Below are 26,020 nucleotides of genomic sequence, written 5' to 3' on the forward strand. Positions count from 1 at the left end.
CCCCCTACGAGGACGTAGGGGGTGGATTCTAGGAAGGTAGTTCTGTGAGCCAGACGTCAGATTCTTGTCTTGATACGTGGATGGGCCGTGAGGCGCTCGCCGAGGCCATGATCCCCGTGATCGGCCGGCTGTACCGCGAGAACAACGTGGTGACCTCCATCCACGGTCGCAGCCTGATCAACAAATCCACCATGAATATCCTCAAGGCCCACCGCTTCGCCCGCCGGATGAGCAAGGAAGAACTCCGCCTCGAGGAGACGGCCCCGCTGCTGGAGGCACTGACCAAGCTGGACCTCGGCGCAGCGGCCATTGATATTGCGCGCCTCACCGAGAAGTACCGCGCCGAGGGCGATGGCGCCAGCCTGGATGCATTCCTCCGCGAGGAACTCGCCGAGGTTGTCGGCAAGCGCGGCGGCGACGACCGCACCAGCACCGACGTCGTCCTCTACGGCTTCGGCCGCATCGGCCGGCTCCTGGCCCGCCTCCTGATCGAAAAGGCGGGCGGCGGCCACGGCTTGCGCCTGCGCGCCATCGTGGTCCGCCGCGGTTCCGACAACGACCTCAGCAAGCGCGCGAGCCTGCTGCGCCGCGACTCCGTCCACGGTTCGTTCGAAGGCACCATCAAGGTGGACCTCGAAAACGACACCATTACAGCCAACGGCGTCCAGATCCAGGTCATCTACTCGGACAACCCTTCCACGGTGGACTACACCGCGTACGGCATCCACGACGCGCTCGTCGTGGACAACACGGGCCGCTGGCGCGACGCCGAGGGCCTGTCCCAGCACCTGCAGAGCAAAGGTGTTGCCCGCGTTCTCCTCACCGCCCCGGGCAAGGGTGAGCTGAAGAACATCGTGCACGGCATCAACCACGGCACGATCGCCGACTCGGACACGATCGTCTCGGCGGCCTCCTGCACCACCAACGCCATCACCCCCGTGCTCAAGGCGATCAACGACCGCTACGGCGTGGTGCACGGGCACGTGGAGACAGTCCACTCCTTCACCAACGACCAGAACCTGATCGACAACTTCCACAAGGGCGACCGCCGTGGACGCTCTGCCGCGCTGAATATGGTGATCACCGAGACCGGCGCCGCCAAGGCCGTCGCCAAGGCATTGCCGGAACTGCTCGGCAAGCTCACGGGCAGCTCCATCCGCGTCCCCACCCCGGACGTGTCGCTGGCCATCCTGAACCTGAGCCTGGAAAACGGCACCACCAAGGACGAAGTCAACGACTACCTGCGGGAAATGTCGCTGCACTCCGAGCTGCGCAAGCAGATCGACTACATCGATTCGCCTGAGGTTGTCTCCACGGACTTCGTCGGCTCGCGCCGGGCAGGCATCGTCGACGGCCTGGCCACGATCTCCAACGACAAGAATCTCGTGCTGTACGTCTGGTACGACAACGAGTTCGGCTACAGCTGCCAGGTGGTCCGCGTCATGGAGGAAATGGCCGGGGTCAACCCGCCGTCCTTCCCCGCCAAGGACGCCGCCTCCATCCTCGAGGCCGCCGGGCTGCCCGTAGAGGTCTAGTCAGGGCAATCGTCCCTGACCGGGACTTGTTCCTCCTTTCCCGGCCGATGCACTGGAATCGGCCGGGAAAGGGAACCACAATGGAGCCATGGAACCGAACCCGGCTGTTGAACACGAGACCACCTTGGAACACGCGCTGGACGTCGCGCGGAGCAACGCGAAAGAAGCCAAGCGGCTGCTGGACGACGCCCTCGTCAAACGCCAGTCCGGTGAAGTCAACGACGACCGGGTGAGCCAGCTTCAGGGCCTGCTGGATCTGGCCAACGACGACCTGAAACGGGTCACACGGGAGCAATAGCCCCGGCGTTCCGCCACCGGCCCCAACACGCCTCCGGTCCCCAACACTGTGGACAACCGCCCTCGTGTCGGAGGGCCCGCGTAGGCTCAGGGCGTGCAGCCAGAACGCCGCGAGCGGCCGCCTTCATGACCGTCACCTGGACGGAATTCCGCCGCGCCCGGCGCCGCTCCCGCCAGGCGTGGATAATTCTGGCTGCGGCCGGCCTGGCTGTCCTCGGAGGCCTGGCCTGGTTCTTCACGGCCGGCCAGTTCGCTGCCGCGGAGCCGCAGATCCCGGGTCCCACCGAGGCCCCCGTGCTTGCCACCGGGTGGATGAACGCGGTGGACGCCGTCCGGCCCGTGCCGGAGGGAAGCGCGGCCGGCGTGCTCGACACCCTCGCGGTCAAGGGACGGTCGGCACGGGACAACTATGACCGGGGCGCCTTCGGCCAGGCCTGGCTCGACGTCGACCACAACGGCTGCGATACGCGCAACGACATCCTCCGCCGCGACCTGACCGCCGCCGAATTCGTAAGAGGCTCCCGGTGCCAGGTGGCCGGCGGCACATTTCAGGAACCGTACACCGGCCGCATGATCGCGTTCCGGCGCGGCGCCGAGACCAGCGCAGCGGTGCAGATCGACCACGTCGTGGCGCTGGGGGACGCGTGGCAAAAAGGCGCCCAGCAGCTCAGCGCACAGCAGCGCGAACACCTGGCCAACGATCCCCTCAACCTGATCGCGGTCGACGGTCCCGCCAACCAGGACAAGAGCGCCTCCGACGCCGCCACCTGGCTGCCGCCGAACAAGGCTTTCCGCTGCCACTACGTGGCCCGCCAGATCTCGGTCAAGGCCGCCTACCGGCTGTGGGTCACCGCCGCAGAGAAGGAGGCGATGAAACGGATCCTCACCTCGTGCCCCGGGCAGCAGACGATCGTCCCGCGGTAACGGCTCTGTGCTCTGTCGCGCCGTGCCCGTCGCAGGGATTCATGGCCCAGGCATAGGAGTTCCGCCAGTCGCGGCTTTCGGGCTGGAGGACCCTTGTAGCCGGTCTGCTACCCGGCGAGAATGGGCGCGGCTGGACAAACCGCCCGCCGGACTACTGGAACGGAAGCCATGGCACATCGCAGGGACGGTCCTGGCAAGGGGCACGCCGGTCACAAGAAGGGCTCCGCACGGCGGAGGCCCCGGCTCGGCGTCGGGATCTACGAGGCCGAACTTCTGCGGCTCCAGGCAGAACTGGTTGCCCTCCAGGAGTGGGGCCGGAGCACCGGGGCGCGGATCCTTGTCATCTTTGAGGGTCGGGACGCGGCCGGCAAGGGGAGTGCCATCAAGCGGGTCACCGAGTACCTGAATCCGCGGTTTGCCCGGATAGTCGCATTGCCGGCACCGACGGAGCGCGAACGCGGTGAATGGTACTTCCAGCGCTACATAGCGCATCTCCCGGCCGCCGGGGAGATCGTCCTGATGGACCGCTCCTGGTACAACCGCGCCGGCGTCGAACACGTCATGGGCTTTTGCACCCCGGCGGAGCACAAACGCTTCATGGCGCAGTGCCCGGTTTTTGAACGGCTCCTCATCCAGGACGGCATCCTGCTCTTCAAGTATTGGTTCTCGATCAGCCATGCGGAACAGGAGCGGCGGTTCAAATCCCGTCTGGATGATCCCATGCGGCAATGGAAGCTCTCGCCGATGGACCGGGAGGCAATCTTGCGGTGGGAAGACTACTCGCGGGCCAAGGACGACATGTTCGTGCAGACAGACACAGCGGAATCACCGTGGTACGTGGTGGAAGCCGAAGACAAACGCCGGGCCAGGATCAACCTCATCGCCCACCTACTATCCAGCATCGATTACACCGAAGTACGGACAGAGCAGGTGACCTTGCCGGAGCGGCCGAAGGCCGTCAACTACAAGCGCCCGCCGCGGGAACTGTTTCGCTATGTCCCGGACTTCGCGGCACGGCTGGAAAAGCCGGCCGAGGACTGAGCGGAGGAGAAGGCGGGGCTGACCTTGCCCAAATTGACGCTGCCCAATTGCGCTGCTGAATTGACTGGCTCAGTAGACTGCAGCATGGACATTGTGCGATACGTGACGCCGTTGCTTGGCACCTGGCAGGGACAAAACCGCTTCCGGCTCATGCCCACGGACGACTACAAGGACTCGGCGGCCACCGCCACAGTGCAGGTGACCGCGGCGCACTTTGCCAGTGTCGCCTACACCTGGTCAGACGGTGAGAGCCCGCAGGAAGGCCTGTTAATCCTGGCCGGCGGAGCCTCCGACGCGGATCCGGCCACCGCGGTGTGGCTGGACTCCTGGCACACGGGCCAGGCGCTGATGCAGTTCTCTGGGACCGTGGGCGGGGACGGTGTCCTCCGGCTCAACGGCTCCTACGCGGCGCCGACCGGCCCGGACTGGGGCTGGCAGATCCACCTGCACCCGGCGGAGGGCCAGGGCGGACGCATCACCATGCACAACCTCGTCCCCGGCGAGGACCCCTATCAGGTGGTGGAGCTGGTACTCGACCGGTAGGGTACCGGCATGGACATCATCCTCGTACCCGGATTCTGGTTGGACGCCTCGTCGTGGGAGGACGTCACCCCGCCGCTCACCGCGGCCGGGCACAAGGTCTACCCGCTGACGCTGCCGGGCCTGGAGTCGGCCGATGCGCTGCGCGCCGGCATCGGCCTGCGTACCCACATCGACGCCGTCGTGGCGAAGATCGATTCCTTTGACGCGCCGGTGGTCCTGGTGGGCCACTCCGGCGGCGGCGCCATCATCCACGGCGCCGTCGATGTCCGCCCGGACCGGGTGGCCCGGGCAATCTACGTGGACAGCGGTCCGCTCGCCGACGGCGGTCTCATCAACGACGAACTCCCGGCCGACGGTGACGATGTTCCGCTGCCGCCGTGGGAGTTCTTCGAAGACGCGGACCTCACCGACTTGACCGACGACCTGCGCGCCATGTTCCGCGCCCGCGCCATCCCGCAGCCCCGCGGCGTGGCCCAGGACCGGCAGCAGCTCAAGGATGAACGCCGCTTCGGGGTCCCGGCCACCGTCATCGCCTGCGAATTCCCGTCTACGATGCTGCGGGAAATGATTGCCGGGGGCCACCCGTACGTGGCGGAGCTCGGACGGATCCGCGAGGTCGACTACGTGGACCTGCCCACCGGCCACTGGCCGCAGTTCACCAAGCCGGCCGAGCTCGGCGCCGCCATCCTGGCCGCCGTCGACCGCACCTAGAGGAACTTGCCGGCCGGGTCACTGCTGAACTGGGGAAATTCCGCCGAAATTCCCCACCTTTGGAACCCGCCGCCAGCGCGTCCCGCCAAACCGCCGGCGATTTCCTGCGCATCGGCGTCAAACGCGGGGAAAATCCGCGCCCGCCGCGGCTCTTTCAGGCGTCTAAGGGCTCACCGTCAGTGGCCGAAGGGGTCCGGATCCACTCCCGGCATCCAGGTCAGGCCGGGAACGCCCCAGCCGCTGCGCTTGGCCTGCTTCATGGCCTTGCGCGCATAGCGGTCGATCAGCCGGTTGACGTAGAGCTTGCCGTCGAGGTGGTCGTACTCGTGCTGGATGACCCGGGCGAACCAGCCCGTCGCCTCGAATTCCACCGGCTTCCCGTCGCCGTCGAAGCCCTGGACCCTGGCCCATTCGGCGCGCTTGAGCGGATATTGGCCGCCGGGGAAGGACAGGCAGCCTTCCTCTTCCTCGTCGGGGTCCGGCAGCGCGCCGGAAATCTTCGAAAGTGTCAGGACAGGATTGACCACGACGCCGGTGGCCGGGGCGCCGTCGTCGTTGTCGTACTTGTACACGAAGAGCCGCTTGCCGACCCCCACCTGGGGGGCCGCCAGCCCGACGCCGTTGGCCGCGTCGTTGGTCTCGAACATGTCGGCGATCAGGGTGCGGAGCCCGTCGTCGAAGACGTCGACTTCCGCGGCCCGGCGGTGCAGCACGGGCTCGCCCCAGATCGTGATGGGCAGGACGGTCATATCAGGTGGTTCCTCAGGTGCTGGGGGAGACTCGGCCGGTCAGCCGGCGATGGTGCGGCCGACGACGTCGCGCATGATTTCGTTGGTGCCGCCGAAGATCGTCAGCAGCCGGGCGGCGAGGTAGGCCTGGGCCACCGGGTATTCCATGATGTAGCCGTAGCCGCCGTGCAGTTGCAGGCAGCGGTCCGTGACGGACTTGGCGCGCTCGGACGCCCACAGTTTGGCACGGGCAGCGCCTGCGGCGTCGAGCTCCCCGGCGTTGAACGCCAGGATGGCCTGGTCCACGTACGCTTCGGTGACCTCGACCTCCGTGAGGATGTCGGCGAGTTCGAAGCGGCTGTTCTGGAAATCGATGATCCGCTCGCCGAACGCATTGCGGTCCTTCGTGTAGCGGACGGTCGCCTCATAAGTGGCGCGCACGACGGCGGAGCTGGCCACGGCGATCGCCAGCCGGCCCTGGGGGAGCTGTTCGGCCGCGTACTGCAGGCCCTTGCCTTCCTCGCCCACGAGGTCAGCGTGCGGGACGCGGACGTTGTCGAAGAACAGTTCGGCTGTGTCGGAGGCTTTCAGGCCCATCTTGTCCAGCTGCTTGCCGGTGTTGTAGCCCTCGCCCTTCTGGACCATGAAGAGCGAGAACGAGTCGCGGTTTCCGCGCCCGCTGCCGCCGTCGGTGCGGGCCAGGACCAGGGAGGCGTCGCCGGAGATGCCGTTGCCAATAAACGTCTTCTGGCCGCTGATCAGCCAGTCGTCACCGTCGCGCACGGCCTTGGTGCGGATGCCGCGCAGGTCGGAGCCGGCGCCCGGTTCGGTCCAGGCGACGGAGGTGACTTTTTCGCCGGAAACCATGCCCGGCAGCCAGCGGGCCTTGAGGTCATCGGAGCCGTAGGCCAGCAGGTGGGGGAGGACCATGTCATCGTGCAGGTGGAACGCCAGACCGACCGCGAGGTGGTTGCTCTTAGCGAATTCTTCGTCGAGCACAGCCCGGAAGCGGTAGTCGGACATCCCCATGCCACCGAACTCCTCCGGCACGGCCAGGCCCAGCAGGCCCTGCTCACCGGCCGCCGACCACAGCTCCCGGGACATCATGTGGTCCTCGTCCCACTGGGCGTAGTGCGGGGCAACCGCGCGCACATTGAACTCCGCGGCCATCTCGCGGAACATCTCGTGGTCTTCTTCAAAGAGCTTGCGCTTCACTGCGTTTCCTTCCAATGACAGATCCCGGGACAACTGCGCCGTACTTCGGGCCCCGCCCGGCCGGCCTGTTCAGGCGGCGATCCCAGGACAGGCACGGACAGGGACACAGCCAAAAAACACAGTACAGACAACAAAGGCCGCACCGGATATCCGGTGCGGCCTTTGGAAAAGGTCGGACAATCACTGCCGTCCTTCATGAGGGTGAGCGACGGGGGTTGAACCCGCGACCTCCTGGACCACAACCAGGCGCTCTGCCAACTGAGCTACGCCCACCATGTGCCATATCAGGCCCTCCGGCGAACCGGCTGGCTGGAAAGGCAACGACAAATAGCTTACCTGTTGTTTGGGGGTGGTTTTGCCACTTTTGCGATTTTCACCAAAATTTCCCCGAAACGTGGCGCAGATTACCTTTCTGCGCCACCTCCCCCGCGGCGTTCCATCGGCTCCGCTGCGCGGGGGAGGGGTGTGCGGCCGCTACTCCGCCGGGGTGGCCTCTGCTGCTTCGCCGCCCATGACGCGCTTGGCGATCCGCTGGGCCGTGGCACTGTCCGGGCCCGGCGCGGGGACAAACACGGCCTCGCGGTAATACCGGAGTTCGTCGATGGAGTCCTTGATGTCGCCGAGGGCCCGGTGCCCGCCCAGCTTGGCGGGGGACTGAAAGTAGGCCCGGGCAAACCAGCGGCGGGAGAGTTCCTTGATGGTGCTCACGTCGATGACCCGGTAGTGCAGGTGCTCCACCACTTCGGGCATGTCGCGGACAAGGAACACGCGGTCGGTGCCCACGGAGTTGCCGCCGAGCGGGGCCTTCCGGGGGTCCGGCACCCATTTCTTGATGTAGGCGAGCACGGCTGTCTGCGCTTCGGCCATGGTCTTGCCGTGCGGCAGCTCCGCCAGCAGGCCCGAGCGCGTGTGCATGTCGCGGACAAAGTCGTTCATCTGGGCCAGCGCTGCGTCGTCGGGCTTGATCACGACGTCGACGCCGTCACCCAGGATGTTGAGCTCCGAGTCTGTCACCAGGGCGGCCACCTCGATGAGGGCGTCATTCTTGGTGTCCAGGCCGGTCATTTCGCAGTCGATCCAGACGATGCGTTCGTTAGTAATAGGCACCCGCTCAGCCTACCGTTCCGACGCCGCAGGGCCGTCCGGTGCTAGGATTTCGTCTACGCGGCCGTCGAATTATTTCGTCAACTTATTATTCAACGCGGCGCCCCGGGCCGGACAATGTGGCCGGCTGTGGGCGGAATTATGGCCCACAACAGATTGGACGATCCTGACATGACGGCGCCTGTGCCTGCGGCGGGGGAAACGGCTGCCGGTACGTCCCGCCCGTCCACGTCCCGCCCGTCCACGTCCCGCCGGACGGGGCTCGATTCGACTGCGCCCTCCCCGGCTGCGCTCTCCCAAGGGGCGGAAGGGGCCGTTGGCGACGTCGACAACCCCCGGTCCCCGATCCTTGCCGGGTTCCTGGGCTCGCTGTTCATGACGATCGGTTCGATCGGCGTCGGCTGGCTTGCCCCCGCGTCCGAACTCCGGCGCGTCCCGCTGTTCATCTGGATGCGCACCGAGGCCCTCGGCGTTGCCCTCTGCATTGTCCTGCTGGCCTTCGGCGGCATGCTGCTGGTCCGCGCCTGGCTGCGGCTCGGCCAGCGCGTCCGGGTCTGGGGGGCTGGCGCCCGCAAGGCCACGCTCCAGGCGACGGCGGCCTGGGGCCTGCCCCTGATGTTCTCCGTGCCGCTGTTCAGCCGCGACGTCTACGCGTACATCGGCCAGGGCCGGCTCATGGTGGAGGGCTTCAACCCGTACGAAAACGGCATCTCGGCGCTGTCCAACTACTTCCAGCTGGGCGCCGACAGAATGTGGACCGAAGCCCCCGTCCCGTACGGCCAGCTGTTCCTGTGGATCGAGCAGTTCGTGGTCTGGGCCACGAACGTGCACCCCGAAGGCAGCATCATGCTGTTCCGGATCGCCGCCCTGGTGGGCGTTGTCCTGTGCGTGATCTACGTGCCCAAACTGGCAGAGCTGCACGGCGTGAACCCGAACCGGGCCCTGTGGCTGACGGCAGCCAACCCGCTGTTCCTCACCAACTTCATCGCCAGCGTCCACAACGACTCCCTCATGATCGGCCTTGCCCTGGCCGGCCTCTATTACTGCGCCACCCGCCGGGTCATCCTCGGAATCGTGCTGGTCACGCTGTCCATCTCCGTCAAGCCGATCACGGTGGTCTTCCTGCCGTTCATCGGCCTGCTCTGGGCAGGCAAGGGCGCCAGCTGGCCGCGCAAGTTCGTCTTCTGGGCCCTCACGGCCGGCATCAGCCTTGCCCTGCTGTATCTCATGAGCCGGGTCAATGGCTTCGGCTTCGGCTGGATCAACGGGCTGTCCGCCCCCGGCAGCATCTGGATCTGGTACGCGCCCGTTGGCCTGGTGGGCCTGATCGTGGCCTCCATCTCCAACGCCTTCGGGCTCGACGGCTGGGGACTGGCCAAGTGGGCGTTCGACGCCGGCAAGCTGCTCGCCGTCGGGATCGTCGCCTGGCAGATCTTCCGCGGTGACTACGACCGGCTGATGCGCCGCCTCACCCTGGCGTTCGCCGCCGTCGTGCTGCTGTCCCCGATGATCCAGTCCTGGTACATCGTCTGGCTCATCCCGCTCTTCGCCGTCACCGGCATCCGCGACGACTGGCAGGTCAAGGCGCTCTACTTCATCGTGTCCTTCTTCATGGTGTACGCGATCTCGGACCAGCTCGATGTCTTCCCGTACCTGCAGACCGCGGACCTGGGCCTTGCCCTGGCGCTGGCCCGCAACGCCGCGGCGATCATCGCGTTGCTGTTTGCGCTGTACCTGATCTTCCTGGACCGGAAGACCAAGCTGCTGTTCACCAAGTCGGACGAGCCGGTCACCACGCGGCCGATCATTTAGGCCGGCAGGTTCCTGAGCGCTTCCTTGCGGGAGAGCGGGCTGAGTTCGTCCCAGTGCCGCTGCACGAACGCCCGCACCCAGGCCGGATCCGTCCTGGCGTATTGGCGCAGCGCCCACCCGATCGCCTTGCGGATGAAGAACTCCGGGTCATCGAGGTTGGCCTCGATCACAGCGGCGAGGAGGGCCGTGTCCGTGGCGGCCTTCGCCCCCAGCTGAGCGGTGATGGCGGCCCGCCGGACCCAGAAGTCCCCGTCCCTGCTCCAGCGCCCCAGCACCGGCGTGAGTTCTGTCCGGTGCGCCTGCAAAAGCGCGCCCAGGCGGTGCGCCACCCCGTCCACCAGGTCCCACCACGCCCCGGTGCGGATGATTTCCTCGTACACGGCCAGCATGCTGAGCTGCCCGGCGGCGGGCTTGAGCCCCGTGAGCTCGATCGCGGCATAGCGTTCCTCACGGAAGCAGGCATTCCGCCACAGCACGAGCACCGTGGACTGCAGATCCGCCAGACCGCCCGGCGGGTGCTCCGCGGCCGCGGACTTAACGATCCTGCGTACCTCGGGAACCCGCACGCCCAGGAACGGCATCTGCGATTTCATGTAGGCCTGCGCCCCCGCGGCGCGGCCAGGATCCGCCGCCGCCTGCAGCCGGCCGCGGATCGCGTCAGTCAGTTCCGTGGTGGTCATGAGGCCACTGTAGACATCCTGCGGCGGGCCCTAGAGTTGAACCCAGCAAGCCGTGGTTCCGCGTCGGAAGGAAACCCATGTCCATGATCAAGAGTCCCGAAGAGATCGCACTGATGCGCGAGGCCGGACGGGTGGTCGCCACCACCCTGGCCCGGGTCCGGGAGGCCGCCGCCGTCGGCGTCTCGCTCAAGGAACTGGACGAGGTCGCCGCGGCGTCCATCGCCGACGCCGGCGCCACACCGGCGTTCCTGAACTACCGGCCGCGGTGGGCGGCAGTGCCGTTTCCCGGGGTCATCTGCACGAGCGTCAACGACGCCGTCGTGCACGGCATCCCCAACGAGTACCGGCTGCAGGACGGGGACCTGCTGAGCGTGGACTGCGGCGCGTTCCTGGACGGCTGGTGCGGCGATGCCGCCGTCAGCTTCATCGTGGGGACCCCGGACCCGGTGGACCAGGCCCTCATCGAGGCCACGGACGCCGCCCTCGCCCGGGGGATCGAAGCGGCAAGGATCGGGAACAAGATGGGCGACCTCGCCTACGCGATCGGCGGGGCAGCGCGCCGGGCAGGCTACGGGCTGCTCGCCGACCACGGCGGCCACGGGATCGGCCGGACCATGCACGCAGAGCCGCCCGTGCCCAACGACGGACGTCCCGGCCGCGGCATCAAACTGACCGAGGGTCTGGTCATCGCCATCGAGCCGATGCTGATTCTCGGCCGCAAGGACGACTACTACCATGACGACGACGAATGGACCCTCCGGTCAGCAAACGGCCGCCGCGCGGCGCACAGCGAGCACACGGTGGCCATCACCGCCGACGGGCCCGTAATCCTGACCCTGCCCTAGGGCCCGCGGTCCGCGCCGGGCGGAGGCACTGTCAGGCGGACGACGGCGCGTCCCGGCACCGCGTCGCTGACCACCGTGAAGCCGGCCGCCTGGAAGAGTCCGAGGGTGCCGTGGTAGAGGTCTGACGGACCGGCCTTGGGCCGTTGCGCGGGGTCAACCGGATAACCCTCCACCACGGTGGCGCCGTGGGCGAAAGCGTGTTCGACGGCGGCGGCAAGCAGCGCCCCCGCCACACCGGTCCGTCGCTGGCCGGGGGAGACAACAAAACAACTGACGGACCACACCTGGTTGGCGCCGGGATCGCGGGTGGCGTCGGGGGCGGACGCCAGAACCTTCGAGCGCACGATCCGTGGGTAGCACCCGCGAGGCTCGACAGCGCACCAGCCCACTGGATTCCCGTCGCGGAAAGCCAGCACCCCGGGCGCCGGCTGGCCGCCGTCGAACTTGTCCCGCAATTGGTTCTTCCGCTCATCCGGGGTGGACGCGGACCACTGGGGGCCGGTCAGGGCGAAGAACCGGCACCAGCAGCGTGAGGGTTCGCCGCGGACGCCAAAGAGACGCTCGACGTCGGGCCAGTCCGCCGCGGCGGTGGTGATGGCTGCCTGGGTCCGGGGTTCTGCTTCGCCCATGGAAAGAGGGTAGCGCCTGGCGGTTCTAGCGGGTGCGCGTCAGCGGCGGTGTCAGCGCGTGCTCGTCAGCGCGTGCCCGGGCTGGCCTGGCGGCGGACACGATGCGCGGCGAGCCGGAGTTGAATGATGCGGGCGGCTCCGGCGATGGCGACCAGCACGCCCCCGCCCACGGCCGCGATGAACAAGGCAATGCCGAGCGGGACCGAGCCTTCGAAGCCAAAGAACTTCACCTGCACATATTCCTGGTTCTGCAGGATGAAGGCGATGAGCAGGATCAGCACCACCAGCGCGCATGCAACCGCGGCCCAGACCATCCCCGCGCGGGTGACCTGGCGCGATTCCGGGGCAGGAACCGGGGCCTGGCGCGTTTCCGGGGCGGGGGCCGGCGCCGAGGGTGCCTCTGCACGGGACGCTTCAATCTCGGAGGTCACGGGCCCGGTCCCGGATCCGGACGCGGCATCAGCCGCCCCCGGGTACTGGGTGGCGGGGGCGTCGTCGGAATGGTTCGAGTCGAACCTGCGGGGTGTCTCGGTCATGGCGGCCGTACCTTTCGATTGCGGGCAGGGCGCACAGGCTTTCCCTGACGGCCTGCCGGTATCTCAATACTAAGCGTGCTGATGGCTGGCGCGGTGTCCGGGCAGTTGGCGCGGGGTTCGGGCTGTTGGCACCGGCCCGGGGACGGTATAGCGTCACAGCAAAGCGAATGCCTTGAAGAGGAGGCGCGGCCGTGACCATTATTGACAACGCCGTCTACGTGGACGGTCACCGGACCGCCGACCCGGAAGGCCTCGAAGAGACGTATTTTCTCCTGCGGCAGCGACAGGGCATGGCCTGGATCGGGCTCTACCGGCCGGAACCTGAGGAGCTGCGCTCGGTGGCCGAGGAATTCGACCTGAGCCACCTGGCCGTCGAGGACGCGCTCGCCGGCCACCAGCGGGCCAAGCTGGAACACTACGGTGAGACGCTATTCCTGGTGTTGCGGCCTGCCCGGTACTTGGACGAAGTGGAGAAGGTCGAGTTCGGCGAGATCCATGTGTTCGCCGGCCCGGACTTCGTGGTGACTGTCCGTCGTGCAGAGTCTCCCGATCTTGCCCGGGTGCGCCGGCGGATGGAGTCCGAGCCGGAGTTCCTGGCGCTCGGTCCGGATGCGGTGTTGTATGCGATTCTGGACCAGGTGGTGGACGAGTACGAGCCGGTGGCCGCGGGGCTGGAAAACGACATCGATGAAATCGAAGACGACCTGTTCGCCGCTGATCCGGGCGTATCGCGCAGGATCTATGAACTCTCCCGCCAGGTCATCACGTTCCAGCGTGCCACGGCCCCGCTGGCCGGAATCCTGCAGACCCTGATGGGCAGCGGACCGGACGGGGTGCCGGACCCCGAACTGCAGGACCATTTCCGGGACGTCCTTGATCACGCCATCAGGCTGGGGGAGCGGGTGTCTGCCTTTCGTGCGCTGCTGCAAAACGCGCTGGCCGTCAATGCAGCCCTCGTTGCCCAGCGGCAGAACGACGAAATGCGGCTCCTGACGGAATCGAGCTTCGCCCAAAACGAGCAGGTCAAGCGGATCTCGTCGTGGGCTGCCATCCTGTTCGCGCCGACGTTGATCGCGTCGATTTACGGCATGAACTTCCGCGACATGCCAGAGCTTGACTGGATCTTTGGCTATCCGATGGCACTCGCGCTCATGATCGGCATGGGCGGGATTCTGTTTCTGACCTTCAAACACAACAAGTGGATCTGAGGCTCCGGCCGGGACCCGCAGGAAAGGTTCGACGAGCCTGGGGGCCAAGGGTGAGGCTCTACGCCATTTTCAGCGCGGGTCAGGGATTTCAGTGGGCATGCAGTGGATCCCAAGACCCCGGATTGAAATAGGAAGCGGCTCTGACCTTGCGTTGTCGCAGGTCAGAGCCGCTCTCTTGTGCCCCAGGAGGGAATCGAACCCCCGACCGGCGGATTAGAAGGCCGCTGCTCTATCCCCTGAGCTACTGGGGCACGCTGGTGCCCACCGGCTGCTGCCGGGGACGCCTCAAAAAGTTTACAGTGCCGGACGGCCTGTGGGGGTCAACGCTGGCCGGTGGCTGGTTCTGCGGCCGGACTACTCCCCAACATGACTCCCCACGCCGTTGCCGGCAGCCAGTTTTCCACATGGCACCGCCGGGCCCTCGTCGCCCGCGGACCACGGCGGGATGCTGGAACTGCCCGGCAGGGCACGACAATTCGAGACAGGACATGAGAATGAGCGACAACATTACGGTCCGTGGCTTCGTGGCCTCGGAGATCAGAAGCGCGACCACCCCTGGTGGCGTGGCCACAGCGTCCTTCCGGTTCGGCGCCACCGAGCGCCGCTACGACCGCGGCTCCAGCACCTGGGTGGATGGCAACACCAACTGGTTTACTGTCCAGGGCTACCGGCAACTGGCCGGCAATATCGGCTGCAGCATCAAGAAAGGCCAGCGGGTCATCGTGGTTGGCAGGCTGAAGATGCGCAGCTGGGAAAAGGACGGCAGGGTTTACCACGACGCCGAAATTAATGCGGAGTCAGTCGGCCACGACCTCATGTGGGGCTCTGCCAACTTCACCCGCTCAGCCGGGGCCGGAAGCCAGACAGCAGCCGGACCCGGTGCCACCGGTGCGCCTGGCAGCGGGGACGGCGACGACGGCGGACCACAGCGCCAGCCAGGGGATTCAGGCGGAGACGCCGGCGGAGACGGCGAGGACGACACTGACAGTCACGCGACATTCATCGATGACGCGAGCGGTGAGGAAGAGGAGGTGGACCAGGAAACGGGAGAACTGAAAGGGGCCGCGGCCTGAGTTCCGGCGGGGTCGGCGGGGCAATGCCGATCGGCCCCGGATCGGGGCACCACCGCGTGGCAGAATTGCCGGATGCCACACGCCAGGATCGCCGCGGGACGCGCCGCGGCCACCACCGTTGCGGGACCGGCAGCCGCTACTACCGCCGGCCGCGGCGCCGCACGTCGCCGCGGCCGGGCCGTTCCGGTGATCGCAACCGCGGTGCTCCTGATCGCAGCGTCAGCCTGTTCGATCTCGGCAGGCGGCAGCGGCGCCGGGGCCTCTGGAGCCAAGCATTCTGAAGGCACGCCTTCCGTTGCGTCTTCGGTGCTGCCTGAGCCGACGCGCGCCGGCGAGGCCACGGCATCCGGATCCGACTTGAAATCCACCGTCGAGACGGTCCTGAACGCGGCCGTCCGCGGCGGGGGACAGCCCCAAACTGCGGGCGGGCCGCCGACGCCGTCGAGGCCGCCGTGCGCGCCGGCAGCAACTGCATCGTTGCCCAGATCCGCAACGGCAGCGTCGCGGTCAGCGTGCTGCCGGGCTTGGCCTCCGGCGGCTGCCTCGTAGGCGTCCAGGACTGAGCCGGGCCGTCCAGGGGGCGCGTCGGGGCTGACGGAATGTGAGTTATCCCCGCCGAACCACTAGATTTGTAGGCATGGCGGAATTTATCTACACAATGACCAAGGCCCGTAAGGCTGTCGGCGAAAAACTCATCCTCGATGACGTAAGCATGTCCTTCTTCCCGGGGGCCAAGATTGGCGTTGTCGGCCCGAATGGTGCCGGTAAGTCCACCATTCTCAAGATCATGGCTGGTTTGGACACGCCCTCCAACGGTGAGGCCCGGCTCAGCCCCGGCTACACGGTAGGCATCCTGCTGCAGGAGCCGCCGCTGAACGAAGACAAGACCGTCCTGGGCAACGTCCAGGAAGGCGTCGGCGAGATCTACGGCAAGATCCTGCGCTTCAACGCGATCTCCGAAGAAATGGCCAGCCCCGACGCTGACTACGATGCCCTTCTCGAGGAAATGGGACAGCTGCAGGAAGCGATCGACGCGGCCGACGCCTGGGACATCGATTCCCAGCTGGAACAGGCCATGGACGCACTGCGCTGCCCGCCCGCCGATGCCGATGTCACCCTGCTCTCCGGTGGTGAGCGCCGCCGCGTCGCGCTGTGCAAGCTCCTGCTGCAGAAGCCGGACCTGCTGCTGCTCGACGAGCCCACCAACCACCTGGACGCCGAGAGCGTGCTGTGGCTGGAACAGCACCTCTCCAGCTACTCCGGCGCCGTCCTGGCCGTCACCCACGACCGGTACTTCCTTGACCACGTGGCCGAGTGGATCGCCGAAGTGGACCGCGGCCACCTCTACCCGTACGAGGGCAACTACTCCACGTACCTCGAGAAGAAGCGCGCCCGCCTGGAAGTCCAGGGCAAGAAGGACGCCAAGCAGGCCAAGCGCCTGACCGAGGAACTCGAATGGGTCCGGTCCAACGCCAAGGGACGCCAGACCAAGTCCAAGGCCCGTCTGGCCCGCTACGAGGAAATGGCTGCCGAGGCGGACCGCACCCGCAAGCTCGACTTCGAAGAGATCCAGATCCCGCCGGGACCGCGCCTCGGCGGACTCGTGCTGGAGGCCAAGGATCTCCAGAAGGGCTTCGATGACCGCACCCTGATCGACGGCCTGTCCTTCACCCTGCCCCGCAACGGCATCGTCGGCGTCATCGGCCCCAACGGCGTCGGCAAGTCCACGCTCTTCAAGACCATCGTGGGACTGGAACCGCTCGACGGCGGCGAACTGAAGATCGGCGATTCCGTCAAGATCTCCTACGCCGACCAGAGCCGCGGCGGCATCGACCCGAATAAGACCCTGTGGGAAGTCGTGTCCGACGGCCTCGACTACATCCAGGTCGGCCACGTCGAAATGCCGTCCCGTGCCTACGTGGCCGCCTTCGGCTTCAAGGGCCCGGACCAGCAGAAGAAGGCCGGGGTGCTCTCCGGTGGTGAGCGCAACCGCCTCAACCTTGCGCTGACCCTCAAGCAGGGTGGCAACCTCCTGCTCCTCGACGAACCGACTAACGACCTCGACGTCGAAACCCTCAGCAGCCTCGAAAACGCCCTGCTCGAATTCCCGGGCTGCGCCGTCGTCGTCTCGCACGACCGCTGGTTCCTGGACCGGGTGGCCACTCACATCCTGGCCTACGAAGGCGACGAGGAGAACCCGTCCAAGTGGTACTGGTTCGAGGGTAACTTCGAGTCCTATGAGGAGAACAAGGTGGAGCGCTTGGGCCCGGATGCGGCCAAGCCGCACCGGGTAACGCACCGCCGCCTCACCCGCGACTAAGCCCACACGGCTTGAGCGCCACGAAAAAGCCGGCTCCCGCGGGAGCCGGCTTTTTGTGTGCCGTGGAGTCTTAGTGCGAGCCAGCGGATGGGCGGCCTAGCCGCCCTCGACTAGACGGTCGCCTGCGCGCCGCCCTTCACTGTGTTCTTGAAGTCGTTGTTCTTGAAGTCGTTCGGGACGCGGACCATGCCTTCCTGCGCCACCGTCGCCACATGCCGGCCGTCCCGGCTGAAAATCTTGCCGGTGGCGAGACCCCGCGCGCCCTGGGCACTGGGGGATTCCTGGACGTACAGGAGCCATTCGTCGACCCGAACCGGCCGGTGCCACCACATGGCGTGGTCCAGGCTCGCCACGGACATCCCCGGCGTAATCCAGCTCATCCCGTGCTTGCGGAGAACCGACTCCAGCAGGGTGTAATCACTCGCGTAGGCCAGGGCGGCCCGGTGCAGGCCGGCGTCGTCGGGCATCGGACCGAAGGTCTTCATCCAGACGGCGTTGCGCGCTTCCTTGGGTCCATTGGCCGAGACGTAGAGCGCCGGATCGACGTGGCGGATATCGAAGGGCCGCTCGTAGGCCCAGTGCCGGGCCACGGGGTGATCGAACTTGCCGAGCAGCTCGGCGGTGCTGGGCAGGGACTCGGGGTCCGGGATCCCGGCGGGCATCTCGGACTGGTGCTCGATCCCTTCGTCCTCGGCTTGGAAGGACGCGATCATCGACAGGATGGGCATGCCCTCCTGATAGGCGTGGACCCGGCGGGCCGAGAAGGACCGGCCGTCGCGCAGGCGCTGCACGCCGAAGGTGATCGGTTGGTTGGCGTCGCCTGGCCGGAGGAAGTAGCCGTGCATGGAGTGCACACTGCGGTCCGGATCGACAGTGCGGCTGCCGGCTATCAGGGACTGTGCCAGCACCTGGCCGCCGAAGACGCGGTGCAGTGGCTGCTGCTGGGAAGGGCCCATGAAGATGTCCTCGTCCGTCCGTGCGCCCTCGAGCTCGCCGAGGTTGAGGAGTTGGATGAGCGAGGAGGTGGGGTCCTGGGTCGGGAGCCCCAGCAGTCCGGCTTCGGCTTCAGTCATGCTCTGACTCTAGACGGGGTCCGGCGCCGCTCCAAAGAAGCGCAGCCGGTAGAGTCAGTAGTGTGTCTGATGTCCTAACCCAGCCCCTGCAGTTCACCGATCCGCGCGACCTCGACGACCTGCGCACCTTCGCGACGCGCGCCAAGTCCATTGACGACGGCGCCATCCGGCTCCAGGCCGCGGGCCCGGTCCTGGCCGCCTACGTCTGCGTCCTGCGGCCCCGGCTCCTGGGCGAATCCACCCCCACCATCCTGGGTCTGCGGACCATGGCGCTGGCACAGCCGGCGGACACTGACGTGACGGTGCCGCTGTCCGCCGTTCTGGACCGTTTGGCGCGGGCGGGGGAGCACGACGTCGAACTTCCCGTCCCGCCGATGACCGTCAGCGAGTCTTGGGCCGGGATCGGGGCGCCGCGGGCCGGCTGGGAACTGCTCGGCACCGTCCAGGACGCTGCCCTGCGGGCCGCCGCCGAGGCCGGCATCAGGGAGATCGCCGCGATCATCCCGGACAAGCCCGGTGCGCTGATCGTCAACAACGCCCGGGCAACGGTCTGGGGCCGGGAACTGCCCGACGCCGGCGGCCTGCCGGCCGGAGCCGCGTTCGCCGCGCTGACCCTGGGCTTCCTGGCAGAGAGCGAGCAACGGCTCTACCGGGCCGGGCGCTGGTTCCGGCTCAGCGGCACCCGCGGCCACGTGCTGGTCCGGACCGGTACCGGGCTCTAGGAAGCCTCCGGCACCCTCCGTTCAGGCCTCCGACGGGCTGTTCACCATGGACAGGGCTGCCCGCTCCATGTAGTCCCAGAGCGTTCCCTCGTACAACGGCGGCAGCTGCAGGGCATCCACCGCGGCGCGCATGTGGAACAGCCAGCGTTCCTTGGCCTCCGGTGTCACCCGGAACGGCATGTGGCGCATCCGCAGCCGCGGATGCCCGCGTTCCTCGCCGTACGTGGTGGGACCGCCCCAGTACTGTTCCAGGAACATCAGGAAGCGCCGCTTGGCCGGGCCGAGGTCCTCTTCCGGGTACATGGCGCGCAGCAGCGGATCGGTCGCGACGCCGTCGTAGAAGACATCGATGAGCTTCACGAAGGTCTCGTGTCCGCCCACGGCGTCATAGAAATTGTCCGTATAGCCGGGCTGGCTGAACGGGTCGTTCTGCAGCAGCTGCCTGGGCTGGCTGGGTTCGCCAGCGCTGGGAATCGTCATGGCTCTATTCTCCGGCCTGCTGCTGCGGCGTGGAATCGGCCTCGTCGGCCTGCGGGGCAGTCGGTGCGATGTAATTGCCCTGGGAACGGTTGCCCACGCGCAGGATTTCGCCGTTGCGCAGGTACCAGATGGTGCCGTCGTCCGCGCGGACGCGGGTGATCCGCAGGTTCATGGCCTCGACCGTGCCCACCACCTCGGAGGTCTCGATGACATCGCCGATCCCGTACTGGTCCTCGAGGGTGATGAAGATGCCGGCCAGGAAGTCGCGGATCAACTGCTGAGCGCCGAAGCCGATGGCGATACCGAGGATACCGACGCTGGTCAGCAGCGGTGCAATGTCCACGTTCAGGTATTTGAGCACGTACACAATGGTGAGGACGGCCACCAGGACGCCGACAACGCTATTGAGCAGTGCACCAATTGTGTGGGCCCGTTGGACCCGGCGCTCGTGGTCCAGTGCCCGCAGAGCGGGAGTCACCCAGCGGAAGTGCCGCTTCTTGAAGAATGTGCTGCCCTCGGCGACACGCTTGGTGATTCCGGCGATCACGAAGGATGCCAGCAGCCACACGGAGACGCCGATCCCCAGGCTTATCAGGGCGCCCGGCAGGTTGACGGCGGCGATTTCTTGAGCGGTGATTGGTTCGATGGTGGTCAGGCTGATCATCAGTGGGGGAAAACTCCTTGTTGCTGCGTCCCGGCTGCCGGCAGCCGGGCTGGGCGTCCGGATAGGCGCCGGGCGTTCGCCGGGCGCATAACACTCTGGTCTACTTCAACATTAGCGCCGTAGCGTGACCCCATGCGCATCCTGGTTCTCGGCGGCACCGTCTTCCTGTCAGCGGAAATAGCCCGGCAGGCCCTGGCGGCCGGCCACGACGTCACCTGCCTGGCCCGCGGTACCGCCTCCCCGCCGCCCGACGGCGCCACGTGGCTGCGCGCGGACCGCTCGCAGGGGAAGACTGCCTACGAGGGGGCCGCCGCCAGCGGCGGTTGGGACGCCGTCGTCGACGTCTCGCGGGACCCTGACCAGGCGCGGGAGGCGCTCGAGGCACTGGCCGGCTCGGCCCGGCACTGGACCTTCATCTCGAGCTGTTCGGTCTACGCGGACCATTCCGTGGCCGGAGCCGCCGAGGACGCCCAGGTGCTCCCGCCGCTGGCTGCGGGCACGGAACTCAGCATGGATAACTACGGCGAAGCCAAGTCCGCGATCGAGCACCTGACCTGGGAACTGGCAGGGGACAAGGCGCACCTTTGCCGTGCCGGGCTGATCGGCGGACCGGGGGACGGCTCTGATCGTTACGGGTACTGGCCTGCCCGTTTTGCCCGGGACGATGATCCCGTCCTGGTCCCGGACATCCCCGCTGACGCCACCCAGATCATCGATGTCCGCGACCTCGCGGCCTGGATCCTCACCGCCGCCGAAAACGGGACCACCGGGGCGTTGAACGCCGTCGGTGAGCCGGTGCCCTTTGCCGCCTACCTGGAGGAAGCCCGTCAGCTCGCCGACGCCGACTCCGGGGTCGTTGTCGCCCCCGAGGACTGGCTGGTGTCCCACGGCGCGAACTACTGGGCCGGGCCGGACTCGCTGCCGCTGTGGCTGCCGCCCGGCCACGAGGGTTTCGCGACCCGCAGCAATGACGCCGCCCGGGCAGCCGGGCTGTGGCTGCGGCCCTGGATGGACACGCTGCGGGACACCCTGGAAGATGAATGCCGCCGCGGGCTCGGCCGTGAACGCAAGGCCGGAATGAGCCCGGAGACGGAGCGCCGGATCGTGTCCGAGTACCGGGCAGAGGCCTCGGCCGGGCGCGGCTGACGGTCCCGCCTGAGGCGTTCAGTCCACGCTTGTTCAGTCTGCTTGGCCCTCCACCACCGCCGTGGGCTCGTGCAGCACCGGGAAGTTGACGCTGCGGGCGATGAAACAGACCTTGTTGGCCTCGACGTGGAGCTCCTCCAGGACATCCGGGGCCGCCGGTTCCGCCACGGTCACCCGGGGCTTCAGTGTGACGGATTCGAACTGCCCGCTGCCGTCCCGGTTGGTCCGCATCAGGCCCTCGGCCCGGTCCTCATAGGCCGTCACCACCACGCCGTGCTTCACGGCCACGTGCAGGAAGGAGAGCATGTGGCACTGCGAGAGTGCGGCCAGGAGCAGCTGTTCGGGGTTGTAGCGCTGCCGGTCCCCGTGAAAGGTCGGATCGGCTGAGCCGTGCAACACCGGCAGCCCGGGGATCTCGACGTCGTGGTCGCGTGAATATCCGCGGTAGGAGGACGTACCGGCCCCGAGGTTCCCGGTCCAGCGGACAGTCAGCGCATAGCGGTGTTCGTCAAGGCTCATGACTCCAGCCTAGAACGACGGAACCCCGGCGCCGCACAGGGGCGGCGCCGGGGTTCCAGGATTGCCGGGGGAGCGCGGCTCCTAGCCCACGTCGGCCTGGCGGGCCCGCAGGGCGCGGGCAACGCCGTCGCGGTTCTCCAGCATCATCCGGCGCAGCGCCGAGCTGCCCTCCGGCAGTGCGGCCAGGAACTCATCCGTGCGGTCCACCGTGGCCTGCGTGGTCAGCTGGGCCGGGTAGAGCCCGACGACGATCTGCGAGGCCAGCGCGTGGGTGCGGTTGGCCACGATGCCCGGGACGGCCTCGAAGTACTTCTCGGCGTACGGCTCGAGCAGGGACGTGTCCAGGACCCGGGTAAAGCCGGCCACCGCGGAGCCCTGCAGGGCGTTGGACAGGTCGCCCTTGACCACAATCGATTCCCAGGCCTCGGCCTTGGCCTCCGGAGTGGGGATGGCGGCCTTGGCCTGGGCCGCCGCGTTCTGGCCGTTGGAGGTGTTGTCGTGCGCCAGCTCCTCGTCGATCCGCTCCTGTCCGGCGCGGCCGCCTGCCACGAGGGACGTCAGCAGCTCCCAGCGCAGGTCCTGGTCCACGCTCAGCCCGTCGAGGGTGAGCGAGCCGTCCAGCAGCCCGGACACGGTCTCCAGTTGCCCGGCGCTGCGGGCCAGCAGGGCGTAGGACTTCACGAACTGCAGCTGGGCGTCGGAGCCGGCAGGCACGGCCGAGGCGAGCCCCCAGAGCTTGTCGGCCGCCGCCACGGCGGTGGCTTCCTGGTGCTCCTCGGCCACGTAGAAGGTCAGCGTGGTGGCGAGCTGCCGGAGCTGGACCAGGATCACGGAGGAATCGGATTCCTCGGCAATGTTGGCGAGGATCAGGTCCACGTACCCGCGGGCCGGGGATTCGCCGTCGCGCGCCGCGTCCCAGGCTGAGCCCCACACGAGCGTGCGGGGAAGGCTCTGGCTGAAGTCCTTCAGGTGGGCCGTCGCGGTGGCGAGGGACTTCGGATCCAGGCGGACCTTGGCGTAGGCGAGGTCGTCGTCGTTGAGCAGGATCAGGTCGGGCTGGATCAGGCCGGCCAGGGCCGGAACTTCGGTGCGCTCGCCGTCGACGTCGAGCTCTTCGCGGTGCACGCGCTCCAGCTTGCCGGCGCCGTTGAGGTTGTAGAAGCCGACGGCGAGGCGGTGCGGCCGCAGCGTCGGCTCGCTCTCGATCGCCGACTGCACGATGGCGAAGGAGCCGATGGTGCCGTCCGCGTCCGCCGAGATTTCCGGTGTCAGGGTGTTGACGCCGGCGGTCTCGAGCCAGAGCTGGCCCCAGCGTTCCAGGTCGCGGCCGCTGGCCTTCTCGAGTTCGGCCATGAGGTCGCTGAGCTCGGTGTTCTGCCAGGCGTGCTTGCTGAAGTACTCGCGCACCCCGGACATGAATTCCTCCGGGCCCACCCAGGCGACGAGCTGGCGCAGCACCGAGGCGCCCTTGGCGTAGGTGATCCCGTCGAAGTTGACCTCGACGTCCTGGAGGTCGTTGATCTCGGCGAAGATCGGGTGCGTGGTGGGCAGCTGGTCCTGCCGGTACGCCCAGGACTTCTCCACGGAGGCGAACGTGGTCCAGGCGTGACCGAACTCAGTGTTCTCCACGGCGGCCAGGTGGGACATGTACTCGGCAAAAGACTCGTTGAGCCAGAGGTCGTTCCACCAGCGCATCGTGACGAGGTCGCCGAACCACATGTGCGCGAGTTCGTGCAGGACGGTGATGGCGCGGCGTTCCACCTGGGCGTCGGTGACCTTGCCGCGGAAGACGTAGCCTTCCAGGATGGTGACGGCCCCGGCGTTTTCCATGGCGCCGGCGTTGAACTCCGGCACGAAGAGCTGGTCGTACTTCTCGAACGGGTAGGGGCAGCCGAACTGGGCCTCGAAGAATTCGAAGCCCTGCCGGGTGAGTTCGAAGATGTTGTCGGCATCGAGGTACTGCATCAGCGACTTGCGGGCGAAGATGCCCAGCGGGGTGACCCGGCCCTCCGCCGACGTGACCTCGCTGCGCACCGACTGGTACGGCCCGGCGATCAGCGCGGTGACGTAGGAGGAGAGCCGCGGAGTCGGCGTGAACTCCCACACGGAGCGGGCGCCGCCGTCGGCGCCGGGGGTGGTCTCGACCGGCACTGGGGTGGGGGAGTTGGACACGAGGTCCCAGTGCGAGGGGGCCGTGACTGTGAAGGTGAAGCTGGCCTTGAGGTCGGGCTGTTCGAAGACGGCGAACATGCGGCGCGAATCCGGGACCTCGAACTGGGTGTAGAGGTAGACCTCGTTGTCCACCGGATCCACGAAGCGGTGCAGGCCTTCGCCGGTGTTCATGTACGGGGCGTCGGCCACCACGATCAGGTGGTTCTCGGCCGCCAGGTCCGGGAGCTCGATCCGGACGCCGTCAGAGACCTCGGCCGGATCCAGTTCGCGGCCATTGAGGCTCACGCTGTGCACGGCGTGGGTCACGGCGTCGATGAAGGTCGACGAGCCGGGCTTGGCCCGGAACGTCACGGCCGTGGTGGAGCCGAAGACTTTCTCGCCGCGGGTCAGGTCCAGGCTGACCTCGTAGGAGTCGACGTCGATCAGGGCGGCGCGCTCGCGGGCTTCGGCGCGGGTCAGGTTCATACCGGGCAAAGGGGCCTCCAGAAGAAGATGGATACAGCCGGCCGGCCGCAGCCGCCGGCGATACTGTGAAATCATTCTTTCACGTCAGGAGCCTTTGGCAAGGTAGCCCGGTCACAATGTCACCCCCAAAGCCTCTGCACCCAGTCCACGATTTGCCACGAATGGCCCTTAGACCGATGCCTTAGCGGCCATTCGTGTCAGATGGGTGCGGATTGGGGCGGCGCGGCTAGATGTGGCGGGCACTGCGTTGCGTCGGCTTCAGCGGCGGACCTCAGACTCGGCGTCGGCCTCGGCCTCGGGCGGGGATCTCGGCGTCGGCCTCGGCCTAGGGGCGGGGACCTCGGCGTCGGCCTCGGGCGGGTTCTTTGCGGGGCTGCGCGGGCCCGCACCCCATCGGTTCACCACAGATGGCCGCTACGGAACGTGCTTAGCGGCCATTCGTGTCAGATGAGCCACGTTCCCTCCCGTCGGCCTCCTGACCTGCGCGCACGTCCCCAGATCCCTCAAGGTGCGGCCGCGGTAGCGTTGGGGTATGGGAAAGATCCGTGACTCAGTTGATGCCAGGGCGATGCGCTTTGCCATCGGTTTCCCAATCATGCTGGCGGCCGGATTTGTGGTGTGTGCGCTTCTGGTGCGCCGGGATCTGCCCGAGCCGCTGGCCATCCGCTGGACCGACGCCGGTGCCGCCGACTTCGCGCCGTTCACCGCAGTCACGGGCGCCGGTGCCTCGCTGATCGTGGTGATCGGCTGGGCCGTGCTGCTGCAGGCCGTGCCGCTGTCCCGCCCCGCGATGATGCGCCGCATCATGATGGGCGCCGGCCTGTCCATGAGCCTCTTCGTCACCACCGTCCTCGCCGCCATGCTCGTGGGCCAGCTCGGATTGCCCGATGCGCGGGGATCCCATGTGGACGCCTCGGTCCTGGCCCTCGGCAGCGGCGCGGCCCTCGGCCTGGGCGTCGTCATGGGGTTCGTCTTCAAAGCCGACGAGCGCTGGTCCGTCGATGACGACCTCGCCGTCCGGCAGGCGCTCGAGCGCGAACGGGATCCGGATTTGGCCAGGGACCGGGTCAGCCTCTGGGTGCACGCCCGCAGCTCGATCTTCGTCATGCTCGGCATCGCGACACTTCTGCCCGCCGCCCTGCTCACCATCGCCGTGCCGTGGCTGTCCGTCATCCTGGTGGCCGCTGCCTTGGTGGCCGCGGCGTTCCTGGTCGCCCGGATCCGGGTTGACCGCAGCGGCCTGCACGTCTTCGCGGCAGGGTTCGTCCGGGTGATGGAGGTTCCGGCCGCGGCCATCGACGCCGCAACGCCCAGGGATGTCACGGCGGCGGACTATGGCGGGTGGGGATACCGGATCCACGGCAACACCACGGCGCTGCTGGTCAGCAGCGGCCCGGCGGTGGTCATCGACCGCTCCGACGGGCGCCGGCTGGCGGTGAGCGGCGGAAGCGCCACGTCGGCGGACAACATTGCCCAAACGCTTTCCCGGGTGGCGGACAGGGCCCGGCGGAACGGCGGGACGCCCGCCGTGTAGCCCCGCGGCGGGACACCCGCCGTGTAGCACCGCCGTGTAGCACC

26 protein-coding genes and 2 tRNA genes are annotated in these 26,020 nt (G+C 67.5%); 15 read left to right on the top strand and 13 right to left on the bottom strand.

What is annotated here, in order from left to right; translation table 11 throughout:
* Positions 1–44: 44 nt before the first annotated feature.
* The 6 genes from AC1DZQ_RS05890 (at position 45) to AC1DZQ_RS05915 (ending at position 5,051) form a co-directional block, all read left to right on the top strand.
* Positions 45–1,535: a glyceraldehyde-3-phosphate dehydrogenase gene (locus AC1DZQ_RS05890; RefSeq protein WP_476962634.1), complete on the top strand. Its 1,491-nt coding sequence runs from the start codon at positions 45–47 to the stop codon at positions 1,533–1,535.
* An 88-nt stretch (positions 1,536–1,623) separates the two neighbouring features.
* Positions 1,624–1,833: a hypothetical protein gene (locus AC1DZQ_RS05895; protein ID WP_476962635.1), complete on the top strand. Its 210-nt coding sequence runs from the start codon at positions 1,624–1,626 to the stop codon at positions 1,831–1,833.
* Positions 1,834–1,958: 125 nt separating this feature from the next.
* Positions 1,959–2,756 (top strand): HNH endonuclease family protein, encoded by a 798-nt coding sequence (locus tag AC1DZQ_RS05900; protein WP_476962636.1) that lies wholly within the window; start codon positions 1,959–1,961, stop codon positions 2,754–2,756.
* Positions 2,757–2,924: 168 nt separating this feature from the next.
* The gene (gene ppk2, locus AC1DZQ_RS05905; RefSeq protein WP_476962637.1) at positions 2,925–3,797 is read left to right on the top strand and encodes a polyphosphate kinase 2; all 873 of its coding nucleotides are present in this window, start codon (positions 2,925–2,927) and stop codon (positions 3,795–3,797) included.
* A gap of 84 nt (positions 3,798–3,881) precedes the next feature.
* Positions 3,882–4,340, top strand: a complete 459-nt coding sequence (locus AC1DZQ_RS05910; RefSeq protein WP_476962638.1) for a DUF1579 family protein — start codon at positions 3,882–3,884, stop codon at positions 4,338–4,340.
* A gap of 9 nt (positions 4,341–4,349) precedes the next feature.
* The gene (locus AC1DZQ_RS05915; protein ID WP_476962639.1) at positions 4,350–5,051 is read left to right on the top strand and encodes an alpha/beta fold hydrolase; all 702 of its coding nucleotides are present in this window, start codon (positions 4,350–4,352) and stop codon (positions 5,049–5,051) included.
* 176 nt (positions 5,052–5,227) lie between these two features.
* Here the strand turns inward: AC1DZQ_RS05915 and def are convergent, their stop codons facing one another.
* The 4 genes from def to orn form a co-directional block, all read right to left on the bottom strand.
* Positions 5,228–5,800 carry a peptide deformylase gene (gene def, locus AC1DZQ_RS05920; protein ID WP_476962640.1) on the bottom strand — a complete coding sequence of 191 codons (573 nt, stop codon included), beginning with the start codon at positions 5,798–5,800 and terminating at the stop codon, positions 5,228–5,230.
* A gap of 39 nt (positions 5,801–5,839) precedes the next feature.
* Positions 5,840–6,994 (bottom strand): acyl-CoA dehydrogenase family protein, encoded by a 1,155-nt coding sequence (locus AC1DZQ_RS05925; protein ID WP_476962641.1) that lies wholly within the window; start codon positions 6,992–6,994, stop codon positions 5,840–5,842.
* Positions 6,995–7,194: 200 nt separating this feature from the next.
* Positions 7,195–7,267 (bottom strand) — tRNA-His (locus AC1DZQ_RS05930).
* 201 nt (positions 7,268–7,468) lie between these two features.
* A complete protein-coding gene (gene orn / locus AC1DZQ_RS05935) occupies positions 7,469–8,101 on the bottom strand; it encodes an oligoribonuclease (protein WP_476962642.1) in 633 nt (210 codons plus the stop codon).
* Between the two features lie 168 nt (positions 8,102–8,269).
* On the opposite strand from orn, the gene mptB reads away from it, so the two are divergent.
* Positions 8,270–9,910: a polyprenol phosphomannose-dependent alpha 1,6 mannosyltransferase MptB gene (gene mptB / locus AC1DZQ_RS05940; protein ID WP_476962643.1), complete on the top strand. Its 1,641-nt coding sequence runs from the start codon at positions 8,270–8,272 to the stop codon at positions 9,908–9,910.
* Here mptB and AC1DZQ_RS05945 read toward each other — a convergent pair.
* Complete coding sequence (locus tag AC1DZQ_RS05945; RefSeq protein ID WP_476962644.1) at positions 9,907–10,590, bottom strand: DNA alkylation repair protein; 684 nt, start codon at positions 10,588–10,590, stop codon at positions 9,907–9,909. The two genes, mptB and AC1DZQ_RS05945, sit on opposite strands and share 4 nt — an antisense overlap.
* Positions 10,591–10,667: 77 nt before the next feature.
* Here AC1DZQ_RS05945 and map point away from each other — a divergent pair, with 77 nt between their 5' ends.
* Positions 10,668–11,435 carry a type I methionyl aminopeptidase gene (gene map, locus AC1DZQ_RS05950; protein ID WP_476962645.1) on the top strand — a complete coding sequence of 256 codons (768 nt, stop codon included), beginning with the start codon at positions 10,668–10,670 and terminating at the stop codon, positions 11,433–11,435.
* Here map and AC1DZQ_RS05955 read toward each other — a convergent pair.
* The gene (locus AC1DZQ_RS05955; protein ID WP_476962646.1) at positions 11,432–12,064 is read right to left on the bottom strand and encodes a GNAT family N-acetyltransferase; all 633 of its coding nucleotides are present in this window, start codon (positions 12,062–12,064) and stop codon (positions 11,432–11,434) included. The genes map and AC1DZQ_RS05955 overlap by 4 nt on opposite strands.
* Positions 12,065–12,129: 65 nt before the next feature.
* Positions 12,130–12,600: a LapA family protein gene (locus tag AC1DZQ_RS05960; protein WP_476962647.1), complete on the bottom strand. Its 471-nt coding sequence runs from the start codon at positions 12,598–12,600 to the stop codon at positions 12,130–12,132.
* A 191-nt stretch (positions 12,601–12,791) separates the two neighbouring features.
* Between AC1DZQ_RS05960 and AC1DZQ_RS05965 the strand changes: the two genes are divergently transcribed.
* Complete coding sequence (locus AC1DZQ_RS05965; protein WP_476962648.1) at positions 12,792–13,808, top strand: magnesium and cobalt transport protein CorA; 1,017 nt, start codon at positions 12,792–12,794, stop codon at positions 13,806–13,808.
* A 178-nt stretch (positions 13,809–13,986) separates the two neighbouring features.
* On the opposite strand, the gene AC1DZQ_RS05970 is transcribed toward AC1DZQ_RS05965, so the two are convergent.
* A tRNA-Arg gene (locus tag AC1DZQ_RS05970) sits at positions 13,987–14,059 on the bottom strand.
* 243 nt (positions 14,060–14,302) lie between these two features.
* Here AC1DZQ_RS05970 and AC1DZQ_RS05975 point away from each other — a divergent pair.
* The 3 genes from AC1DZQ_RS05975 (at position 14,303) to ettA (ending at position 17,201) form a co-directional block, all read left to right on the top strand.
* Positions 14,303–14,881 (top strand): single-stranded DNA-binding protein, encoded by a 579-nt coding sequence (locus AC1DZQ_RS05975; RefSeq protein ID WP_476962649.1) that lies wholly within the window; start codon positions 14,303–14,305, stop codon positions 14,879–14,881.
* Positions 14,882–15,333: 452 nt separating this feature from the next.
* On the top strand, positions 15,334–15,444 hold the full coding sequence (locus tag AC1DZQ_RS05980) for a DUF6993 domain-containing protein (protein WP_476962650.1): 111 nt from the start codon (positions 15,334–15,336) through the stop codon (positions 15,442–15,444).
* Positions 15,445–15,518: 74 nt separating this feature from the next.
* Positions 15,519–17,201 carry an energy-dependent translational throttle protein EttA gene (gene ettA, locus AC1DZQ_RS05985; RefSeq protein WP_476962651.1) on the top strand — a complete coding sequence of 561 codons (1,683 nt, stop codon included), beginning with the start codon at positions 15,519–15,521 and terminating at the stop codon, positions 17,199–17,201.
* Between the two features lie 110 nt (positions 17,202–17,311).
* Here ettA and AC1DZQ_RS05990 read toward each other — a convergent pair whose 3' ends face one another.
* Positions 17,312–18,274, bottom strand: a complete 963-nt coding sequence (locus AC1DZQ_RS05990; RefSeq protein WP_476962652.1) for an acyl-CoA thioesterase — start codon at positions 18,272–18,274, stop codon at positions 17,312–17,314.
* A 62-nt stretch (positions 18,275–18,336) separates the two neighbouring features.
* Between AC1DZQ_RS05990 and AC1DZQ_RS05995 the strand changes: the two genes are divergently transcribed.
* Complete coding sequence (locus AC1DZQ_RS05995; protein ID WP_476962653.1) at positions 18,337–18,996, top strand: DUF8185 domain-containing protein; 660 nt, start codon at positions 18,337–18,339, stop codon at positions 18,994–18,996.
* A 21-nt stretch (positions 18,997–19,017) separates the two neighbouring features.
* Here the strand turns inward: AC1DZQ_RS05995 and AC1DZQ_RS06000 are convergent, their stop codons facing one another.
* Together AC1DZQ_RS06000 and AC1DZQ_RS06005 are read right to left on the bottom strand one after the other, a co-directional pair.
* Positions 19,018–19,476 (bottom strand): globin, encoded by a 459-nt coding sequence (locus AC1DZQ_RS06000; RefSeq protein WP_476962654.1) that lies wholly within the window; start codon positions 19,474–19,476, stop codon positions 19,018–19,020.
* Between the two features lie 4 nt (positions 19,477–19,480).
* Positions 19,481–20,140, bottom strand: coding sequence for a mechanosensitive ion channel family protein (locus AC1DZQ_RS06005; protein WP_476962655.1), 660 nt, complete (start codon positions 20,138–20,140; stop codon positions 19,481–19,483).
* A gap of 132 nt (positions 20,141–20,272) precedes the next feature.
* On the opposite strand from AC1DZQ_RS06005, the gene AC1DZQ_RS06010 reads away from it, so the two are divergent.
* Positions 20,273–21,286, top strand: coding sequence for an NAD-dependent epimerase/dehydratase family protein (locus AC1DZQ_RS06010; RefSeq protein ID WP_476962656.1), 1,014 nt, complete (start codon positions 20,273–20,275; stop codon positions 21,284–21,286).
* Between the two features lie 33 nt (positions 21,287–21,319).
* Here AC1DZQ_RS06010 and AC1DZQ_RS06015 read toward each other — a convergent pair whose 3' ends face one another.
* On the bottom strand, positions 21,320–21,805 hold the full coding sequence (locus AC1DZQ_RS06015; RefSeq protein WP_476962657.1) for an OsmC family protein: 486 nt from the start codon (positions 21,803–21,805) through the stop codon (positions 21,320–21,322).
* 81 nt (positions 21,806–21,886) lie between these two features.
* Complete coding sequence (pepN, locus tag AC1DZQ_RS06020) at positions 21,887–24,442, bottom strand: aminopeptidase N (RefSeq protein WP_476962828.1); 2,556 nt, start codon at positions 24,440–24,442, stop codon at positions 21,887–21,889.
* A 532-nt stretch (positions 24,443–24,974) separates the two neighbouring features.
* On the opposite strand from pepN, the gene AC1DZQ_RS06025 reads away from it, so the two are divergent.
* Positions 24,975–25,976 carry a hypothetical protein gene (locus AC1DZQ_RS06025; protein WP_476962658.1) on the top strand — a complete coding sequence of 334 codons (1,002 nt, stop codon included), beginning with the start codon at positions 24,975–24,977 and terminating at the stop codon, positions 25,974–25,976.
* Positions 25,977–26,020: the final 44 nt, after the last annotated feature.

It is taken from the genome of Arthrobacter sp. P1_C12_2, from assembly GCF_056406415.1.

What these genes read in the sequence shown, in the direction of transcription:
- AC1DZQ_RS05895 (WP_476962635.1), top strand. Translation starts at nt 1,624, where the DNA reads ATGGAACCGAACCCGGCTGTTGAACACGAGACCACCTTGGAACACGCG.
- AC1DZQ_RS05955 (WP_476962646.1), bottom strand. Translation starts at nt 12,064, where the DNA reads ATGGGCGAAGCAGAACCCCGGACCCAGGCAGCCATCACCACCGCCGCG.
- def (WP_476962640.1), bottom strand. Translation starts at nt 5,800, where the DNA reads ATGACCGTCCTGCCCATCACGATCTGGGGCGAGCCCGTGCTGCACCGC.
- AC1DZQ_RS05960 (WP_476962647.1), bottom strand. Translation starts at nt 12,600, where the DNA reads ATGACCGAGACACCCCGCAGGTTCGACTCGAACCATTCCGACGACGCC.
- AC1DZQ_RS05945 (WP_476962644.1), bottom strand. Translation starts at nt 10,590, where the DNA reads ATGACCACCACGGAACTGACTGACGCGATCCGCGGCCGGCTGCAGGCG.
- AC1DZQ_RS05910 (WP_476962638.1), top strand. Translation starts at nt 3,882, where the DNA reads ATGGACATTGTGCGATACGTGACGCCGTTGCTTGGCACCTGGCAGGGA.
- AC1DZQ_RS05900 (WP_476962636.1), top strand. Translation starts at nt 1,959, where the DNA reads ATGACCGTCACCTGGACGGAATTCCGCCGCGCCCGGCGCCGCTCCCGC.
- ettA (WP_476962651.1), top strand. Translation starts at nt 15,519, where the DNA reads ATGGCGGAATTTATCTACACAATGACCAAGGCCCGTAAGGCTGTCGGC.
- AC1DZQ_RS06010 (WP_476962656.1), top strand. Translation starts at nt 20,273, where the DNA reads ATGCGCATCCTGGTTCTCGGCGGCACCGTCTTCCTGTCAGCGGAAATA.
- ppk2 (WP_476962637.1), top strand. Translation starts at nt 2,925, where the DNA reads ATGGCACATCGCAGGGACGGTCCTGGCAAGGGGCACGCCGGTCACAAG.
- AC1DZQ_RS05915 (WP_476962639.1), top strand. Translation starts at nt 4,350, where the DNA reads ATGGACATCATCCTCGTACCCGGATTCTGGTTGGACGCCTCGTCGTGG.
- AC1DZQ_RS06025 (WP_476962658.1), top strand. Translation starts at nt 24,975, where the DNA reads ATGGGAAAGATCCGTGACTCAGTTGATGCCAGGGCGATGCGCTTTGCC.
- AC1DZQ_RS06000 (WP_476962654.1), bottom strand. Translation starts at nt 19,476, where the DNA reads ATGACGATTCCCAGCGCTGGCGAACCCAGCCAGCCCAGGCAGCTGCTG.
- AC1DZQ_RS06005 (WP_476962655.1), bottom strand. Translation starts at nt 20,140, where the DNA reads ATGATCAGCCTGACCACCATCGAACCAATCACCGCTCAAGAAATCGCC.
- map (WP_476962645.1), top strand. Translation starts at nt 10,668, where the DNA reads ATGTCCATGATCAAGAGTCCCGAAGAGATCGCACTGATGCGCGAGGCC.
- pepN (WP_476962828.1), bottom strand. Translation starts at nt 24,442, where the DNA reads ATGAACCTGACCCGCGCCGAAGCCCGCGAGCGCGCCGCCCTGATCGAC.
- mptB (WP_476962643.1), top strand. Translation starts at nt 8,270, where the DNA reads ATGACGGCGCCTGTGCCTGCGGCGGGGGAAACGGCTGCCGGTACGTCC.
- AC1DZQ_RS05975 (WP_476962649.1), top strand. Translation starts at nt 14,303, where the DNA reads ATGAGCGACAACATTACGGTCCGTGGCTTCGTGGCCTCGGAGATCAGA.
- AC1DZQ_RS05990 (WP_476962652.1), bottom strand. Translation starts at nt 18,274, where the DNA reads ATGACTGAAGCCGAAGCCGGACTGCTGGGGCTCCCGACCCAGGACCCC.
- AC1DZQ_RS06015 (WP_476962657.1), bottom strand. Translation starts at nt 21,805, where the DNA reads ATGAGCCTTGACGAACACCGCTATGCGCTGACTGTCCGCTGGACCGGG.